The organism is Sunxiuqinia elliptica (genome assembly GCF_900113005.1).
Lineage (GTDB): Bacteria > Bacteroidota > Bacteroidia > Bacteroidales > Prolixibacteraceae > Sunxiuqinia > Sunxiuqinia elliptica.
Window position 1 is genome coordinate 56656 of the sequence record NZ_FONW01000002.1, and the last position, 17366, is coordinate 74021.

General features: G+C 42.4%; 11 protein-coding genes. 6 read left to right on the forward strand and 5 right to left on the reverse strand.

What is annotated here, in order from left to right; genetic code table 11:
- Nucleotides 1-180 precede the first annotated feature (180 nt).
- The gene (locus BM156_RS04940) at nt 181-5433 is read left to right on the forward strand and encodes an HYR domain-containing protein (protein WP_093918739.1); all 5253 of its coding nucleotides are present in this window, start codon (nt 181-183) and stop codon (nt 5431-5433) included.
- A gap of 56 nt (nt 5434-5489) precedes the next feature.
- Here BM156_RS04940 and BM156_RS04945 read toward each other — a convergent pair whose 3' ends face one another.
- Nucleotides 5490-5930: an RrF2 family transcriptional regulator gene (locus tag BM156_RS04945; protein ID WP_093918740.1), complete on the reverse strand. Its 441-nt coding sequence runs from the start codon at nt 5928-5930 to the stop codon at nt 5490-5492.
- A 23-nt stretch (nt 5931-5953) separates the two neighbouring features.
- On the reverse strand, nt 5954-6676 hold the full coding sequence (ric, locus tag BM156_RS04950; protein ID WP_093918741.1) for an iron-sulfur cluster repair di-iron protein: 723 nt from the start codon (nt 6674-6676) through the stop codon (nt 5954-5956).
- Nucleotides 6677-6825: 149 nt separating this feature from the next.
- On the opposite strand from ric, the gene BM156_RS04955 reads away from it, so the two are divergent.
- On the forward strand, nt 6826-9081 hold the full coding sequence (locus tag BM156_RS04955; protein ID WP_093918742.1) for a nitric-oxide reductase large subunit: 2256 nt from the start codon (nt 6826-6828) through the stop codon (nt 9079-9081).
- A gap of 146 nt (nt 9082-9227) precedes the next feature.
- Nucleotides 9228-9608 carry a PH domain-containing protein gene (locus tag BM156_RS04960; protein ID WP_093918743.1) on the forward strand — a complete coding sequence of 127 codons (381 nt, stop codon included), beginning with the start codon at nt 9228-9230 and terminating at the stop codon, nt 9606-9608.
- Nucleotides 9609-9701: 93 nt separating this feature from the next.
- Here the strand turns inward: BM156_RS04960 and BM156_RS04965 are convergent, their stop codons facing one another.
- Nucleotides 9702-11024 carry a Gfo/Idh/MocA family protein gene (locus tag BM156_RS04965; RefSeq protein WP_093918744.1) on the reverse strand — a complete coding sequence of 441 codons (1323 nt, stop codon included), beginning with the start codon at nt 11022-11024 and terminating at the stop codon, nt 9702-9704.
- Between the two features lie 81 nt (nt 11025-11105).
- On the opposite strand from BM156_RS04965, the gene BM156_RS04970 reads away from it, so the two are divergent.
- From BM156_RS04970 to BM156_RS04980, 3 genes are all read left to right on the forward strand, one after another.
- Nucleotides 11106-11765, forward strand: a complete 660-nt coding sequence (locus BM156_RS04970; RefSeq protein WP_093918745.1) for an acyl carrier protein phosphodiesterase — start codon at nt 11106-11108, stop codon at nt 11763-11765.
- Nucleotides 11766-11902: 137 nt separating this feature from the next.
- Nucleotides 11903-13078 carry a helix-turn-helix domain-containing protein gene (locus tag BM156_RS04975; protein ID WP_093918746.1) on the forward strand — a complete coding sequence of 392 codons (1176 nt, stop codon included), beginning with the start codon at nt 11903-11905 and terminating at the stop codon, nt 13076-13078.
- A gap of 110 nt (nt 13079-13188) precedes the next feature.
- Nucleotides 13189-14388 carry an acyltransferase family protein gene (locus BM156_RS04980; protein WP_093918747.1) on the forward strand — a complete coding sequence of 400 codons (1200 nt, stop codon included), beginning with the start codon at nt 13189-13191 and terminating at the stop codon, nt 14386-14388.
- 58 nt (nt 14389-14446) lie between these two features.
- Here the strand turns inward: BM156_RS04980 and BM156_RS04985 are convergent, their stop codons facing one another.
- Both BM156_RS04985 and rodA read right to left on the reverse strand, forming a co-directional pair.
- Nucleotides 14447-15748 carry a KamA family radical SAM protein gene (locus BM156_RS04985; protein ID WP_093918748.1) on the reverse strand — a complete coding sequence of 434 codons (1302 nt, stop codon included), beginning with the start codon at nt 15746-15748 and terminating at the stop codon, nt 14447-14449.
- Between the two features lie 189 nt (nt 15749-15937).
- Nucleotides 15938-17365: a rod shape-determining protein RodA gene (gene rodA / locus BM156_RS04990; protein ID WP_093918749.1), complete on the reverse strand. Its 1428-nt coding sequence runs from the start codon at nt 17363-17365 to the stop codon at nt 15938-15940.
- Nucleotide 17366: the final 1 nt, after the last annotated feature.

The following is a 17366-nucleotide window of genomic DNA, read 5'->3' on the forward strand; positions in this document are numbered from 1 at the left end:
TGTGTTTTAGCTTAGAGCAAGCTCATCGCATTTCCACAAGGTCGTCTTTTTACAAAAAATAGCCTTGCTGTACCCATACTGTACCCATGAATAATTGGACAGAAAGGTCAATGTCGAGTAATTTTGCCCCCAAAACGAATTAGCATAATTTCTTAATGCTTATTGAGGTAACCAAAAATCATGAAAAAATTCTACTTCTACCCGAAGTTAGCTAATCTGCTGGCTTTTACCTTCAAAATCTTTTTGATCAGTTTAATGTCTTTTACTGGAGTTTATAACACCTTCGCTTTAGAGTTTAGAACAAAGCTTTTAGATGATCTAGCAGGAAATATAAACTCAATAAGTAATTCGCCAATTGCTCGAGATAATAATAGGATTTATGAGCTTTCTCATAGGAGTTTTATCGAAGAAGAGGATGTAATTCCCCCCACAGTAAAGACTCGTGATATTACTGTTATCTTGGATGAGTCAGGGAATGCTATGATTACGGCAGAAGAGATCGATGATAATTCTTCGGATAATGTTGGGATTACGGGACTTTTCCTTGATCTGACTTCGTTTGATTGCAGCCAGATTGGCGATAATACGGTGAGCTTGACAGCACGTGATGCGGCTGGTAATATGGCATCGGCAATGGCTGTGGTGACTGTACTCGACAATACTCCGCCCAAGCTATTAGAAAAGAACTATACCCTGATGCTGAATTCAGAGGGAACAGCTTCTTTCAATCCAAAAGATTATTCTTTTGAAATAACCTTAACAGTAAATCCAACCTACACTTCGAATTGGGTGATATTTAGATATTTTCAAGACGATCTAACACCGGAGGAGTTGGATGGTTTGTATTTTACGCTTGATGGACTTTCCTATCATCAATTGTTTTTTGATCATACGGATAGATTCGACCAATCCTATTTCTATCTAGATACAGATGGGCATAATCCCAGTCTGAATGCACAGGATATATTTGGGAAAAATCGAAGAGAGTTCACTTTAAGCTTCGCATCGTGGTATGATACCTGTGGAGATGTAGAGGTAAGTTTAAGTCAAAACGAGTTTGGATGCGATGAGGTGGGGAATCATTCACTCAAGTTGCTTTTGTCTGATGCCCGGGGAAATAGCATTGAAGAATCAGTTGTAATAACGATTGAAGATACAATAAGGCCGCATCTAACTACAAAGGATCTGACAATAGAGTTTGAGAATGAAACAGATGTCCCCAGAACAATCACTTCTGTCGATTTGGTCGAGAAGGCGGTGGATAACTGTGCCGTTCAGGATATTACGATAAGTCAAGAGGTGTTTAGTCCGGCTAATGCAGGAGCAAATGAAGTGAAGGTGAGTGTAACTGATAAGCAGGGCAACCGCGTAGAGCAAACAGCCGTGGTAACTGTTGTCGTCCCAGATCAGGTTTCACCAAAGGTTGTGACTAAAGATATCACGGTTCAGTTGGATCAATCGGGAGGGGTAAGCGTTAGTCCGGAACAAATAGATAATGGCTCTAGCGATAATCTGAGAATTACATCACTTACCCTGGACCAGACTTATTTTGACTGCAGTAGCGTTGGCGATAATGTTGTAACGCTAACAGCTCAAGATGCTGCTGGCAATACGGCATCGGAGCCTGCAACAGTCACAGTAGTTGACAATTCTCGCCCTACGCTATTAGAAAAGAACTATACATTGATGCTTGATTCAGAAGGAAGAACTTCTTTTAATCCAGAGGATTATACATTCGAAGTCTCCTTAACAGTAGATCCATACTACACTTCAAATTTGGTGATATTTAGATATCTTAAGGCGGATTTTGAACCAGAGAAATTGGACGGTTTATATTTTACGATTGATGGATTTACCTATCATCAACTGTTTCTTTATCAATCGCATGTAGGTGGGGCTGCCTATTATTATATTGATAAAGATGGTTCTAGTGGGACTCTGAATGTGCAGGATATATTTGGCGAGCAGATGAGAGCGTTTACCTTGAAGTTTGCATCGTGGTACGATAACTGTGGAGATGTGCTGGTTGAGTTGCCAAAAAAGGATTTCACCTGCGATGATTTGGGCGAAAATATGCTTGATGTGACCTTTACCGACACATACAACAATCAGTTGGACGAAACAATTGCGGTTACCGTAAAAGATACCATTAAACCACTTCTGTCAACTAAGAATCTGAAGATTGAGTTTGAGCATGAAGAAGATGAAGCAGTTACTATTGAATCGCAGAATCTGGTGGTAGAGGCCACTGACAATTGTGGAATTCAGGAGATTACTTTAAGTCGAAACACCTTTAACGCTAGTGATGCCGGAGAGAATGATGTTGTCGTAATGTTGACAGATACTTATGGGAATAGTGTTGAGCAAACGGCGGTGGTAACTGTTGTTGTTCCTGATCATACTCCTCCAATGGTAATCACTCAAGATATTCAAGTTGAGTTGGATGAGTCCGGAAAGGCAACCATCAGCCCGGAACAAGTAGATCATGGTTCTTCTGATAATTTGAGGATTACAAACTTAAGCTTGGATCGAACCTTTTTTGATTGTAGTCATCTTGGGGAAAATACGGTTGTTCTGACTGCTTTTGATGCTGCTGGAAATAGGGCATCGGAAACCGCTGTAGTTACTGTGGTTGACAATATTCCACCAAGTATATCTAACAAGCCTCTCATGGTGATGCTGGATGCTGAAGGGAATGCTTCTTTTAATCCTGCGGATTATTTTTTCGAAATGTCGTTAACGGTGTATGGCAACTATGATTACAACAGGATTAGTCTAAGTCGTTTTGAGAATCGTGATGTGGCTCCTGAAGATTTAGACGGTCTGTATTTTAGACTTGAGGGAGCTCCATACCATCAGTTATTTTTTGATCGTACTTATTCTGATGGAAGCTCATTTTACTATATTGATCGGGAGGACTATAGTTCTAATCCCAATATGAAAGAGCTATTTGGCAATCAATCCCGTGAACTGAACTTGAGTTTTACACCATGGCCCGATAACTGTGGAAATGTGCAAATTGCACTGAGTCAGAATGAGTTTAGTTGCAATGATATTGGCGATAACACACTCACCCTAACAGCCCGGGATGGAAGTGGGAATGAGATCAACTCTGAGGTTACGATCACGGTAGTAGATACCATCAGCCCTGTTTTAATCACCAAGAATTTCAAGCTTGAGTTTGAAAATGCGGAAGCTGACTTGGTTACTATTGGTCCTAAAGATTTGATCACGACAGCAAGTGATAACTGTGCAATTCAGAATATTGCGTTAAGCAAAAATACATTTGGTCCGAATGATACTGGAGAGAATGAGGTTATCGTAAGCTTAACTGACATTCATGGTAATACGACAAGAAAACCGGCTTTGGTAATTATTCCCGATGTCATTCTCCCGGAAGTTATAACACAAAATATTACAGTTGAGTTAGATGAGTATGGGAAGGCAACCATTAGTCCGGAACAAATCGACAATGGTTCTTCTGATAATATCGGAATCAAGGCTCTTTCGTTAGACAAAACTTCGTTTGATTGTAGCAACAAGTTTGGCGATAATAGAGTTACCTTAACGGCATACGATGCAGCTGGAAATAAGGCTTCGGCAACGGCTGTGGTTACAGTGCTAGATAATATCCTTCCAACACTATCTGCCAAGAGCTATACACTAAAGCTTGATGCTGAAGGGAACGCTTCTTTCAACCCAAAGGACTATTCATTTGAAATGACCTTGACGGCAGTTCCCGATGGCGGTTCCAATGGGGTAATCTTAAAGGACTTTAAAGAAGGAGGTTCTACTCCAAAAGAGCTTGATGGCTTGTATTTTACCATAGATGGAATTTCCTACCATCAGTTATTTCTTGTCGACATGGATTACGCAGGGAACTCTTATTATTATGTTGATTTAGAAGAGGGTAGTTCTAGCCCCAATGCACAGGAGATATTTGGGTCTCAAGCAGGGGAGTTTGACATGAGCTTTACACTAGGGTATGATAACTGTGGAGAAGTGCAGATTGTCTCAAGTCCGAGTGAGTTTAGTTGCGAGCATGTGGGAGAGAATGCGGTAATCCTGACTGCCCTGGATGCCAGCGAAAATAAAGTAAGCAAACCGGTTACCATTACGGTGAAGGACACCATTAGTCCGGTTTTATTGACCAAGGATTTTGAGATTGATTTTGAAAATGCAAGAGCTGAATCAATCACGCTTGATCCAAGAGATTTAGTGCGTGGCGCTACCGATAATTGTGGGATTCAGGATACTGTTCTAAGTCAAACCACATTTAGCCCGGATGATACCGGTGAGAATGAAGTTATTGTAAGTTTAACTGATATTCATGGCAATCGGACAATGCAAAAAGCGGTGGTCTCCATTCCCGACGTTATTCCTCCAATTATTGAAACACGAGATATTACAGTCGATTTGGACGATTCTGGAGAGGCAACAATTACTTCACAACAAATTGACCGAGGTTCTTCTGATAATGTGGCAATTACTGAACTATTTTTGGATAAGACTTCGTTTGATTGCAGTGATTTAGGCGAAAATACCGTTACGTTGACAGCCCGGGATGCTGCTGGGAATGTGTCATTTGGAAGAGCGATTGTAACAGTTGTTGACAGGCTTGAGCCAACGATTGCTCAAAAAGAAGACATTGTTATCGTTGCAGAAGCGGACGCTTACTCGGCAGTGGTCGAGTTTTCAACTCCTTCGGCAAGTGATGCCTGTGGCGTGGAAGTGGTTCAGACATCAGGACTTGCCAGTGGCAGTGAATTTCCTGCGGGAACAACAGAAGTCGTGTTTACTGCGACTGATACCTCTGGAAATACCAGTGAAAGTCATTTTATGGTGACGGTTGAGACTGTTAACCGAGCACCAGAATTGAAAGGAGAGGTGGATACGATTTATGTAGATAAGAATACGACTTATACAGCAGATCTTCCAACGGGCTTATTTGTTGATGCAGATCCTGGCGATGTGTTAAGCTACAGTTTAGCAACGAAGGATGGATCAGCACTTCCAGCCTGGGTTGTATTAAGCTCGGAGCAAATGCAAGTAACCGTTTCCCCAACAGATTTAGAAGTTGGAGAGCATATTTTCCTATTAACAGCGAGTGATCAACATGGAGCTACGGCAGATGTTGAACTGGTTATTGTTGTGCAGATTCCGACCGGAGTTGAGGATTTGAATCAGGCTTTTGATTTTGTCGTTTATCCTAACCCGAGCAAGGGTAAGGTGTATGTTCGTCTTCAGAGAACTGACGTCTCAGAAGGTGAAATACTGATTCACAGTATTGGAGGACAGGAGATTTACCGGGAAAGTTATTTGTTTGATAAAGAAATAGAATTAGACCTATCGAAAGAAGTGGATGGGGTTTACTTTATCAGTATTCAAGCCGGCGGCCAAGTATTAACCAAAAAGGTAATTTTGAAAAAGTAATAGACTGAATTTTCTAAAAGTAAGAGGCCACTCATTTGAATGGCCTCTTGTTATATTTATGAAATACCTTGTGTTAAGACTGCTTCTCCTTCCTCAATTTTCTTGGCCAAGGATTGAATCGTTTCCTTGTTGACCAAGGCGGTGAAATCATTCCTGATTTTTGAAAATTCATCGTGAAGAGGACATTTATTGCCGCTATCGCAACTTTTAAAGCCAAAGCTACAGCGAGTGAAAGCTTTTTCTCCATCAATGGCCACAATGACACGGTAGAGTTTTAGCGGCTCATCTTTAGCATTAAAAGCAAAACCGCCATTGCGTCCTTTCATGCTATAGATAAAATTAAACCGGGTAAGCACCTGCAAAATTTTAGCTGTAAAATGTTCTGGCGACTCAATCTCACGAGCAATCTCGCGGTATCCCGGTCGTTTTTCTTCCCAATTTTGTAGCTGGATGTACACCAGCGCACGAATAGCATATTCTGCAGATTTTGAAAGCATTGATTTTTAATTTTGGCGCAAAATTAGTGTTTTTTCACCACTTCTTGTTCCAGAAGGGCAGCTTTCGGAAACAAAATATTGTTTTCAAGATGAATATGCTGATGTAAGTCTTTCTCAAACGCCTGTAACGTTTCATAGGCGGCGCGATACGTGTTGCAAGCATCAGCTGGGGGAGTATAACCATTGGTAAGCTTCGAAATCAACTCAAATCGGGCTCCTTCATTTTCATGTTCTTGTATCATTGCTGCAATGGGTTGTGTAACCGACGGGCCACTTGTCGTAATTGTTTTGCCATCAGCTGCCAGTTGGGCTAATTTTTCAACTAGGGGAAAGAGAATTAATTCTTCTTTTTGAAGGTGCATGGTAAGTTGCCCCGCTGATTCTTTGAAATGAGCGTTCACTTCAATAATTTCCGGATGATTGTCTCCGTGAACTTCCTCTATTTTATCAAGGAGCTTATTCAGTAAAGGAATATTCTCACGCACAAACGAGTGGTGATTGTCAACAATGTAATGAATTAACTGAGGCAATGGCATTTCATTAAACTTAGGAGCAACCGACTGTTGTTGGATGGAATGCTCAAGTTGTTGGATTACTTCTTTAACATCGATTGCGTTTGTTGCACAAGCTTCTTGCAAACTTTGCTTACCTCCGCAGCAAAAATCAATTTGGTATTTATCAAACACTTTTACAGTTTGAAAGTGGTCGCGGGCAATGTCGCCTACCAGGTTTTCTACGCTAATCATGATAATTCAATTTAAGATGTGAATACTTAATTTCTGTTCTAAAATACAAATGAGGATAAAAAGGTCCACTGATTGACAAAACTAGAATAATCTTTTTATATTTGCAACAGAGGATAAGAGGATGTTATTATCTATTAAATACAAAAACTATGAGTACAAAGAAGTTATGGTATGGTTTTACTGCAGTAATGGTTCTTTCTTTTGCAGTCCTTCTTTTTTATGGTTGGGAAATTTACAGGCAGGCACCGCCAATCCCTGAGCAGGTGGTTACCACTTCCGGGGAAGTTATTTTAACCAGTCAGGAAATCAAAGATGGCCAAAATGTCTGGCAGTCAATTGGTGGACAAGAGCTGGGAACAGTTTGGGGACATGGAGCCTATCAGGCCCCGGATTGGACCGCAGACTGGTTGCACCGCGAGGCCATGTTCATGTTGAACTACTGGGGAAAGAAGGATTTTGGCAAGCTTTACGAAAACTTATCCAATGAACAGAAAGCAGCCTTAGAAGCAAGAGTTCAAAAAGAAATGCGGACCAATACCTATGATGAACAAACTGGAAATTTGGTGATTTCAGATTTGCGGGCGCAGGCATTTGCTGAAGTGGGGAGCCATTATTCCGGCTTATTTATGGATGGGGAAGAAAAAGCTCATTTGCGCGAAGCTTACGCCATCCCAGTAAACACGATTAAGTCGGCCGATCGCATGCATTTGATGAATGGCTTCTTCTTTTGGGCAACTTGGTCAACCGTAACTGAACGGCCGGGCAAAGAAATTTCTTATACCAACAATTGGCCTCCCGAAGAGCTAGTTGGCAATCGACCAAGCAGCTCGTTAATTCTTTGGACGGGTTTTAGTGTGATTATTCTTTTAGCAGGAATTGGATGGCTGGCTTGGTATTACGCTTCCAACAAAGATGAGGATGAGCGTATGGAAGTTCCGGCGGTCAATCCGGTTTCCGGCATGAAGCTTTTTCCATCCATGAAAGCTACTATAAAATATTTCTGGGTCGTTTCTCTGTTAATGCTAGTGCAAATCATGGCAGGAGTAATTACAGCGCACTATGGTGTTGAGGGAAGCGCATTTTATGGCATCCCGCTTGACCAGTGGCTACCGTATTCCATTTCAAGAACGTGGCATGTGCAGATTGGAATTTTCTGGATTGCAACCTCTTGGTTGGCTACTGGTTTATTCTTTGCGCCAGCAATTGCAGGCAGAGAACCCAAATACCAAAAGTTGGGAGTCAATGTATTATTTTTCTCCTTGTTGGTTATTGTGCTAGGCTCATTAGCCGGACAATGGATGGGTGTGATGCAAAAACTGGGCTTAGTCGAAAACTTCTGGTTTGGGCATCAAGGTTATGAGTATGTGGACTTAGGACGGTTCTGGCAGATTTTCCTGTTTGCAGGCTTATTCATCTGGCTGTTTTTGATGGGGCGAGCTTTATTACCAGCTTTAAAGGAAAAAACGGAGAACCGGAACTTGTTGATCATGTTTTTGATTGCCTCAATTGCTATCGCCTCATTTTATGGCGCCGGCCTGATGTGGGGACGTCAAACGCACCTGGCTATCGCTGAATACTGGCGTTGGTGGGTAGTCCACCTTTGGGTCGAAGGATTTTTTGAAGTGTTTGCAACCGTTATCATCGCTTACCTGTTTGTACGGATGCAGCTGATCGGCGCTAAAATTGCAACGACAACCGTTTTGTTTTCAACCATTATCTTTTTGAGCGGAGGTATTTTAGGAACTTTTCACCACCTCTACTTTACCGGAACACCAACTGCAGTGCTTGCTTTGGGGGCCACCTTCAGTGCGCTTGAAGTTGTTCCGCTGGTGCTGATGGGATTTGAAGGTTATCACAACTTGACCTTAAGCCGGTCCGGTGATTGGGTGAAGGCCTATAAATGGCCCATCTACTGCTTTATTGCGGTGGCATTCTGGAATTTTCTGGGAGCCGGAATCTTTGGCTTCCTGATTAATCCACCAATTGCATTGTACTACATGCAAGGGTTGAACACCACTCCGGTACACGGACACACTGCGCTGTTTGGTGTTTATGGCTTTTTAGGAATTGGATTGATGTTATTCGTCTTGCGCGATATGAACTTGAACAAAGTTTGGAAAGAGAAAACCATCAAAATGGCTTTTTGGGCAATCAATATTGGTTTGTTGTTGATGGTGCTTATAAGTGTGTTGCCTGTTGGTTTGGCTCAAACCTGGGCAAGTGTAAAACATGGCCTTTGGTATGCTCGTTCGGCTGAGTTCATGCAGCAACCATTTATGGCTACATTAAAATGGTTGCGTGTGATTGGTGATACCATTTTTGCAGTAGGAGTATTTGCTTTGGTGTATCACATTTTCGGATTGGCCTTTGGCTGGTCTTATGAGAAAAGTACTACAGAAGATTAGTAAATCGATCTGAGTTATTTACAGGTTCAAAGCCACTTCTTCGGGAGTGGCTTTTTTATTTTAATTCAAGTCATGAACAAGTCTTGCTGGCTGGTGTTTGATTTTTCTGTTAATAATAACGTTTAAAAAATTAAACACATTAAATTATGGGAATTTTTTCATCCTTACTGGGGAATGCCGGAGTTGTTGATCAGGAAAAACTGAAGCAAGAGTATGCACAACTATTGGTTGAAGGTGAGCAGATTGAGATTGGCTTTAAGCTGATTCGAGACACCTTTATTTTTACCAACAAACGCTTAATTCTGATTGACAAACAGGGAGTGACTGGCCGGAAAACAGAATACCTTTCGGTGAGTTACAAGAGCATTTCTCGCTTTAGTGTTGAAACAGCCGGAACTTTTGATTTGGAAGCTGAGCTTAAAATCTGGATTTCAGGCGAAATGCGTCCGAGTATTGCCAAGCGTTTCAACAAGTCGGTGAATGTGTATGATGTTCAGCGGGTATTGGCTCAATATGTGTTGGGTTAATTGGGTTGAATGTTGTCAGAAATAGTGTCAAAAGCTGGTCAGTAAGTAAATTGTTTACTCGTTGACCAGCTTTTTAAATTTTGAGCGAATCGGTTAAATTTCAGGGAGTTTCCACGGGGTTCGGTAGTTTGGCGTGAGGTAGTTGTTGGCTAGTTCGCTGTTTGTAAACCGGTTGGTTTGCTCATCCCAATGAAGCATGCCGGCTCCCGAGCGAATGGCGATGTTGGCACTATGGGCGGCAATAGCTGCTGCACGGCCAATTTCGGGGCTACACACGGGGGATTTTCGGTCGCGGATGCATTGCACAAAATTTTCAACATGTTGGGCATGATTTTCACCGTGGGAATCCAGTTCCAGTGGTGGAGTTTTATCGAGCTTACGTTGGTTGTCCCATTCCGGAAGTACCTTAAAGCCCGATCGGTCAGCCAATATCGTTCCCAAATCACCAACGAAGGCCAGCCCGTAGCTTTGATCCCAGGGGCCATTTTCTGTTCCGGCCGTGTGTTCCCAGGTGACAGCATAATCATCCAGCTGAAAAATTACAGACATGGTATCAAACGTCTCATGAGCATGGTCGGCAAATGAAAGGTTTCCTCCGGATGCCATAATGGTTTTTGGGGGCGCGACTGTTTTCGATGGCCAGAATGCCATGTCCAGCAGGTGTACTCCCCAGTCGGTGACAAGTCCTCCGCCATAATCCCAGAACATGCGCCAGCTTCCGTGAAAGCGCGTGGGGTTGAAGCTTCGCTTGGGAGCCGGCCCCAGCCAGAAATCAAAGTCCACCCCTTCCGGAACCGGAGTGTCGGCTTGGATGGGTTGCCCAATTCCATAGTTGAAATTACCCCAGACATTCACTTTCCGAAGTTTACCCAACTTCCCATCGGCAATTAACTGGTGTATTTTGTTCCAGTGGCCGCCACTGCGCTGTTGCTGTCCCACTTGCACCAGTTGTTTGTTGTAGCGTTTGGCTGCTTGTACAATGAGATTGCATTCGGTAATGCTGTTGGCAAGGGGCTTTTCAACATACACATCCTTCCCGGCTTGCAGAGCATAAATGGTCGGCAGGCAATGCCAGTGGTCGGGCGTCCCAACAATGACGGCATCCACATCCTTGTTTTCAAGCAGCTTGCGGAAATCGCCATAAAGCTTGGGTGATTGTTTGTAGTTACGTTTGATTTCAGCAGCTTTCTCGTTCAGCACTCGCTGGTCAACATCGCAAAGAGCAACACAGTTTACGCCTCGCAGGTTGAGGTGGTGCTTTAAAATGCCAAAGCCCATGTTTCGACAACCGATCAGGGCAACATTTACCTGATCGCTGGGCGGAACTGTTGACGCTTTGAGGTAGGCTGGAAAGGCAGCTGTGGCAATTGTTGCTGCTGCTGTTTTTTGGATAAATCCTCTTCTGGTAGTACGCATGATTGGATTTGTTTTAGTTTGGTTAGGCAACATGTTAAATGCTTATCTTCAAATGTAACAAGAAATTGGCAGAATGATCCCGTGCAAAAAGTTGATGTAGAGCAGGCTTTGCTGAAAAAAGAATACCTTCGTAAGATGAATTATTTGGCGCACTTATACCTTTCAGGGGAAGACGAACATGTGTTGGTTGGTAACTTCATTGGCGATTACGTGAAGGGAAAGCAATTTCAACGCTATCCGTTACAGGTGCAGTCGGGAATTTTGTTGCATCGGCAAATTGATTGGTTTACCGACAGGCATGCGCTGGTAAAAGATTGTGGAAATCGTTTTCGGGAAAACTATGGGCGCTACGCTGGCATTGTGACGGATGTTATTTTTGATCACTTTCTGGCTGCCCGGTGGACTGATTATTCGGCTTCTCCGCTGCGGCCGTTTGCCAAGAAGGTGCATGCCGTGCTGCTGACGAATTTTGCCTTGCTTCCTAAACGGGTGAAGTTATTCCTTCCTTTTATCATTCAGCACAAACGCTTGGAATCCTATGCCAGCTTAGAGGGCATTCATGAGTCGTTGGCAATTATGGGAACGCGTACGAGCCTGCCTGAGGAAGCCGACTTTGCCTTGGAGGTTTTGCAGCGCGATTATGAGTCGATTCGACAAGAGTTTGAAGCGTTTTTTGCTGAGTTAGTCGATTTTGTTGAGGCCAACTTTGAGGTGTATATCCAAAAACCAGCTTTGAAATAGAGCAGGGAATTGTTGTCCTTCCCGGTCCTTGGATTAACTGGCTTTTATTGAACTTATGCTATTTGCAACCTGGGCGGTTTTCATTACTTTAGTTCTGAAATACAGAAGAAAGATTGCATTTTTAATGAATTAGTCCCTTGAGAACAGCTATTAACATAGGATTTTTTGACCTGATTATTTTTCTGGGTGTTTTTCAGGGATTGTTTTTGTCCTTGTTTTTTATCCGCCATCGTAGTCAAACCAATCACGCGAATCTATTTCAAGGACTTTTACTGCTTTTCCTGTCCTTAGTTATTTTTGAGGAGTTGCTCAATAATACAGGGTATATTGTTCATTTATTGGCTATATCCGATTTTTCGGAACCTCTAAATTTTACTTTTGGCCCGTTGGTTTTTCTCTATTTCTTTTATGTACTTCACCCTAAGCAAAAGGGAAAAAGGACTTGGGCTCATTTTATTCCTGCTGTTTTTTGGTTGCTGTATATGGTATTTACTTTCATTCAGCCAGCTGAAGTCAAGTATAATTCCTATTTATCAACTAAGCATCCTGACTGGCCATTTTTGGAGGTGGCCATGACGATTACTGACGATCCGCTCGGAATACGAAATTACGTCAATCAGCTTACATTGATTCATTTTTCCTTGTACTTGGTTGCAGTCGTAAACTTATTGCTCCAACAATTCCAAGAGCAGCACCAATCTTGGTGGCGACCAAGCAACGACTTGCTTCGACGGTTGAGAGACGGACTGCTACATTATTTGGTAATTATTGCGATTTACCTGAGTACGAAGTTATATTTTGGGATGGAGAGTGATATTGGTGGGTACTTGATTGCTTCGTATATTTCATTGATGATTTTTATCTCGAGCTACCAGGCACTTCAAGTGTCTGACTATTTCAAACAACCGCAGTCTTTTCTGGAATTTCCTTCGGCGAAATACCGCAAATCTTCATTGGATGAACAAGACAAAAGACGGATCTTGTCCAAAATTTCTGTAGCCATGGAGAATGAAAAGTATTTTATGCAGAACCTGGCTTCCCTGTCTGGCTTGGCCAAGAACATTCATGAAACAACGCATCATGTTTCACAGGTGATTAATGAAAAGCATGGCAAAAGCTTTTTTGAGCTGTTAGCTTCATATCGAATTGAGGAAGCGAAACGAATCATGTTTCAAGCAGACAGTCAACAGTTGACGATTGAGGAATTGGCAGAACATGTTGGCTATAATTCCAAGTCGGCGTTTAATAATGCGTTCAAACGGCTGACCAAGCAAACCCCATCTCAATACCGTAAAGCCATTCGTATCTCCTAGGGGCGGCGCATACTTTTAAGTTGTTGCCTATCGGGACATACATCGCTACGATCGGCAAAGTCGTTTGATTTTGAGTGTGCTGTCTAGCTTTGAGGAAAAAAGAGCTTGTCATGAGAAATCAAACGAATCAAAAACAAACCCGTCAATACGACATCGATTGGCTACGCATTCTTTTAATTGGGAGCGTATTTCTTTACCACATTGGCATGATCTTTAACAGTTGGGATTGGCACATTAAGAATGATGTCACATATGGATCTCAAAGTGCACTTTGGTATGTGATGACTTTATTGGGATGTTGGCGGATGCCTCTTCTGATATTGATTTCGGGTGCGGGTACTTACTTCGCCTTGGGCCGACGAACATCGTGGCAATTTTTGAAAGAACGGTTTAAGCGACTTTTTATCCCGTTGGTTGTCGGAATATTTGGACTGGTTCCCATACAGGTTTATTTAGAAAAATCTGCTGAATATCAATCTTTAGCTGAGTTTTACTTACATATGTTTGACGGCGTTTATCCTGAAGGAAATTTTAGTTGGCATCACTTGTGGTTCATCGCTTATTTATTTTTCATTGCCGTGCTTATTTCACCTTTTCTGAAATTTTTGAGAAGCAATCGTGCTAACGCTTTTTACATCACTTTGGAACATCTCGCAATGAGGCGGATGGGAGCTAATATCTTTTTAGTGCCCATCGTTGCTTCTCAGTTGCTTTTACGTCCATATTTCCCCGAAAATACCCATGCTCTTCTCGATGATTGGGCTGCCTTGGCTTATTATGGGCTTTTCTTTTTATCGGGTTTCCTATTGATCAAGAATCGTAGACTGAATGATCGCCTGCGTGAGCTTAAGTATGGTTATCTTACTGAGGCCATCGTAGCAAGTGGCTGCTTGTTTCTTATTCCGGATAGTATTGAATCTGTCCTGTTATCCAAGGCTGTTCTGCTGGTATGTGAAGCCGTTGTTGCCTGGAGTTGGGCATTAACAGCACTCGGGTTTGCCCGGCAATACCTAAATTGCGATAATCGATTTCGACGAATAGCGAATGAAGCAATTTATCCGTTCTATTTATTACATCAACCAGTAATTGTGATGGTGGCTTATGAGGTAGTCCAATGGGATTTAGCTTTGGGCTGGAAAGCATTGACTATTACCTTGCTGGCTTTCATCGGGACGAGCTTAATTTATTGGTTTTTGGTGAGACCTTATCAGCTAACTCGGTTGTGTTTCGGCATGAAACCATTGGAACGGAAAACCGAAGTTAAGTTTTCGTCGTTTGCTATTTATGCCCATCAGAAGCAAGCGATTTAAAGCAAAAAAAGCTTCTGAGTTATTCAGAAGCTTTTAGATATCTATGGTAGCTGTTATTTTATACCACGTGTAATTTGAGGTTGGCATTTTCAAAGAAGAATTCATCTTCTTCAAATGCTGGCTCCAAGTCGTCAATCCAAATTGCCCGTGGATTGTACTTGGCAAAGAAGGGTCTTCCAACCCAGTCCGGATTTCTCCCTTGCAGGAAGTTCAGTACAAAGACTTTCTCCCCATGGATTTTTTGAATACCTAATACCTGAACTTTGCCAGGAGCACATGACATGGACGGTCCACGAACCGTGCGGCAAACGCCACTTACCTTTTGAATTGCTTTTTGGTAGGTTTTCCAAGCTTCTTCAAGCGTCACAGCAAAGTAGTCCTGAGCTCCAGTATTGCGGGCCATGAACATGTAGTAAGGAATGATTCCCAAGTTTACTTGCTCGCGCCACATTTTTGACCATAGTTCTGGATCATCATTAATATTTTTCAGCAATGGAGACTGCGACCGGATTTGAACCCCAGCACTTTGCAGATTTTTGATCGCTTGTTTTACGGCTTCGGTCTCCATCGCACGCGGATGGTTAAAATGAGCCATCACTGAAATGGAGATTCCTCGTTGCGTCACCTTTCTGAAAAGCTTCATCAGCTCTTCGGCATCATCATCAGTTGTGAATCGATAAGGCCAGTAGCTCAACGCTTTGGTGCCAATACGAATGGTACGAATGTGATCCAGATCAGCGTCCAAAATGGCGTTGAAATAATGTTCAAAAAACTTGGTTTTCATGACTGCTGGATCGCCACCTGTAAACAGAACATCGGTAATTTCAGGATGCGCTTTCAGGTATTGAATCATTAAGTCAGCCTCTTTCATCGCAAACTTGAAGCTATTGAGTGCAAACTGAGGCCAGCGGAAACAGAACGTACAGTAAGCATGGCAGGTCTGTCCCTGGCTTGGGAAAAACAGCATGGTCTCACGGTATTTGTGCTGAATACCATTCAATCGAACTCCATTCAGCTCAGGAACATTCGATTCTTGTCCTGCTGGATTTGGATTGAGTTGAAGCCTAATTTCGTCAACTGCTTTTTTGATTGTTGCTTTGTCAGTGTTGTTTTTTAAAAGAGGTGCGATCTTTTGGTAGTGCTCTTCAGCGAGCATCCCTTTTTGAGGGAAATTGAGGATAAAAAACGGATCCTCTTCAAAGTTGTCCCAATCGATTAATTCTTCAACGATGTAGTTACTCACTTTGAAAGGTAAAACAGTTCCAATAACTTCGATGACAAATTTTTCTTCTTCACTTAATTTTTCTTCAATCTGAGGAATTTGTCTGAAATTACTGAGTGTGTAAGAACGATACTTCATGTTACATTTAGTTTTATTAAGTTAATACCACCGGAGTAATAACCTATATCATGTGAAAACTGGGGATGCCGTTGCAACCACCTAAAAACATGATATATTACATACTTTTAAGTCCCTTTTTTAACAGCCTTGCGAATTTAGTAAAAAAGGCGGTGAATAGAAAGGAATTTCGACGGTTTATGCCGCTTTTTAGTGGCTTAATTTCTCACTTCTACTTGCGTCAAGTCTCAGAAAGATAAATAGAAGAATGGTAAATGACCATAATGAAGATCCTCCGTAACTAAAGAAGGGAAGGGGAATTCCAATGACCGGAGCCAAGCCGATAGTCATGCCGATGTTAATAGCCAAATGAAAAAACAGAATACAAGCAACACTATAGCCATAAACCCGACTGAAGGTTGACCGTTGTCGTTCGGCCAGGTAAATCAAGCGAAGCAAGAGGGTTAGGAAAAGCATCAAGACGGTGGTTGTGCCAATAAACCCCCACTCTTCTCCAACGGTACAGAAAATGAAGTCCGTGCTTTGTTCTGGGACAAAGTCAAACTTGGTTTGGGTTCCGTTTAGAAATCCTTTACCGGAGAAACCACCTGACCCAATGGCAATTTTACTTTGGTTGACATTATAGCCAATGCCCAGTGGGTCAGACTCAATGCCCAGCACTTCGTTGATACGTGCCTGATGGTGGGGCTCCAGAATATTGTTAAAGACATAGTCCACCGAAAAGGTGAAAAATACCAGTCCCAGGTAGATTCCAAGGATCGTTAGCATGTTATACAAGCGGTGCCGAAGTGAGTATACGCCGAAGATAATAACGGAGATGATGGTTGAATAAAGTAAAAGTTGGGTAGGAGCGATTTCAAGTTTAAAAATAGAACCTCCAAATAGGAATGCTGCCGATAAGCTGGCATAAATCCCCAAGGCTTTGAGTGTCTCGGGCACTTGCTGTCGAATGAAATAATGGAAAAGCAGTGCGCCTATACTTAAAATGATGATGGCGTGGAAGGGGGACAGCACCATCGTCAGTATGAAAATCAGGGCAGCAACGAAAGCTAGAAAGAGGACAACACCGGATAGCCCCTCCCGAAATAAGACTAAGATGAATACGCTGATTACCAGTGCAGAACCGGTGTCGTTCTGCAGGAAAATTAAGGCTACCGGAAGTGCCAGAATCGCACCGATAATCAATAGCGACGAGATTTTTTCCATTTTGAAACTATGGGTGCTCATGTATTTAGCTAAAGCTAAGGCCGTTGTGAATTTCACAAACTCAGCCGGCTGTATCGCAAAACCTCCTATCTGAAACCAAGAGGTGGCTCCTTTTACTTTTGTTCCGAAGAGGAGAACGGCAATAAGCAGCAGGATGGTGATTCCGTAAAAGACGTAGGCAAAGAAAACATAAAACTTACTGTCTATAATCAAGAGCATGATGGCAATGACAATCGCGGCTCCAATCCAAATTATTTGCTTCCCATAACGCTGGCTCATGTCCAGGATGCTGGCATGCTCTTCGTTAAAGACGGCGGCATAAATGTTAATCCAGCCCAGGAAAACGAGAATGAGGTAGAGAATGACTGTTAGCCAATCCAGGTTTGCCCATATGTTGTTTCTTCTTGCCACG

What these genes read in the sequence shown, in the direction of transcription:
- BM156_RS04940 (WP_093918739.1), top strand. Translation starts at nt 181, where the DNA reads ATGAAAAAATTCTACTTCTACCCGAAGTTAGCTAATCTGCTGGCTTTT.
- BM156_RS04945 (WP_093918740.1), bottom strand. Translation starts at nt 5,930, where the DNA reads ATGCTTTCAAAATCTGCAGAATATGCTATTCGTGCGCTGGTGTACATC.
- ric (WP_093918741.1), bottom strand. Translation starts at nt 6,676, where the DNA reads ATGATTAGCGTAGAAAACCTGGTAGGCGACATTGCCCGCGACCACTTT.
- BM156_RS04955 (WP_093918742.1), top strand. Translation starts at nt 6,826, where the DNA reads ATGAGTACAAAGAAGTTATGGTATGGTTTTACTGCAGTAATGGTTCTT.
- BM156_RS04960 (WP_093918743.1), top strand. Translation starts at nt 9,228, where the DNA reads ATGGGAATTTTTTCATCCTTACTGGGGAATGCCGGAGTTGTTGATCAG.
- BM156_RS04965 (WP_093918744.1), bottom strand. Translation starts at nt 11,024, where the DNA reads ATGCGTACTACCAGAAGAGGATTTATCCAAAAAACAGCAGCAGCAACA.
- BM156_RS04980 (WP_093918747.1), top strand. Translation starts at nt 13,189, where the DNA reads ATGAGAAATCAAACGAATCAAAAACAAACCCGTCAATACGACATCGAT.
- BM156_RS04985 (WP_093918748.1), bottom strand. Translation starts at nt 15,748, where the DNA reads ATGAAGTATCGTTCTTACACACTCAGTAATTTCAGACAAATTCCTCAG.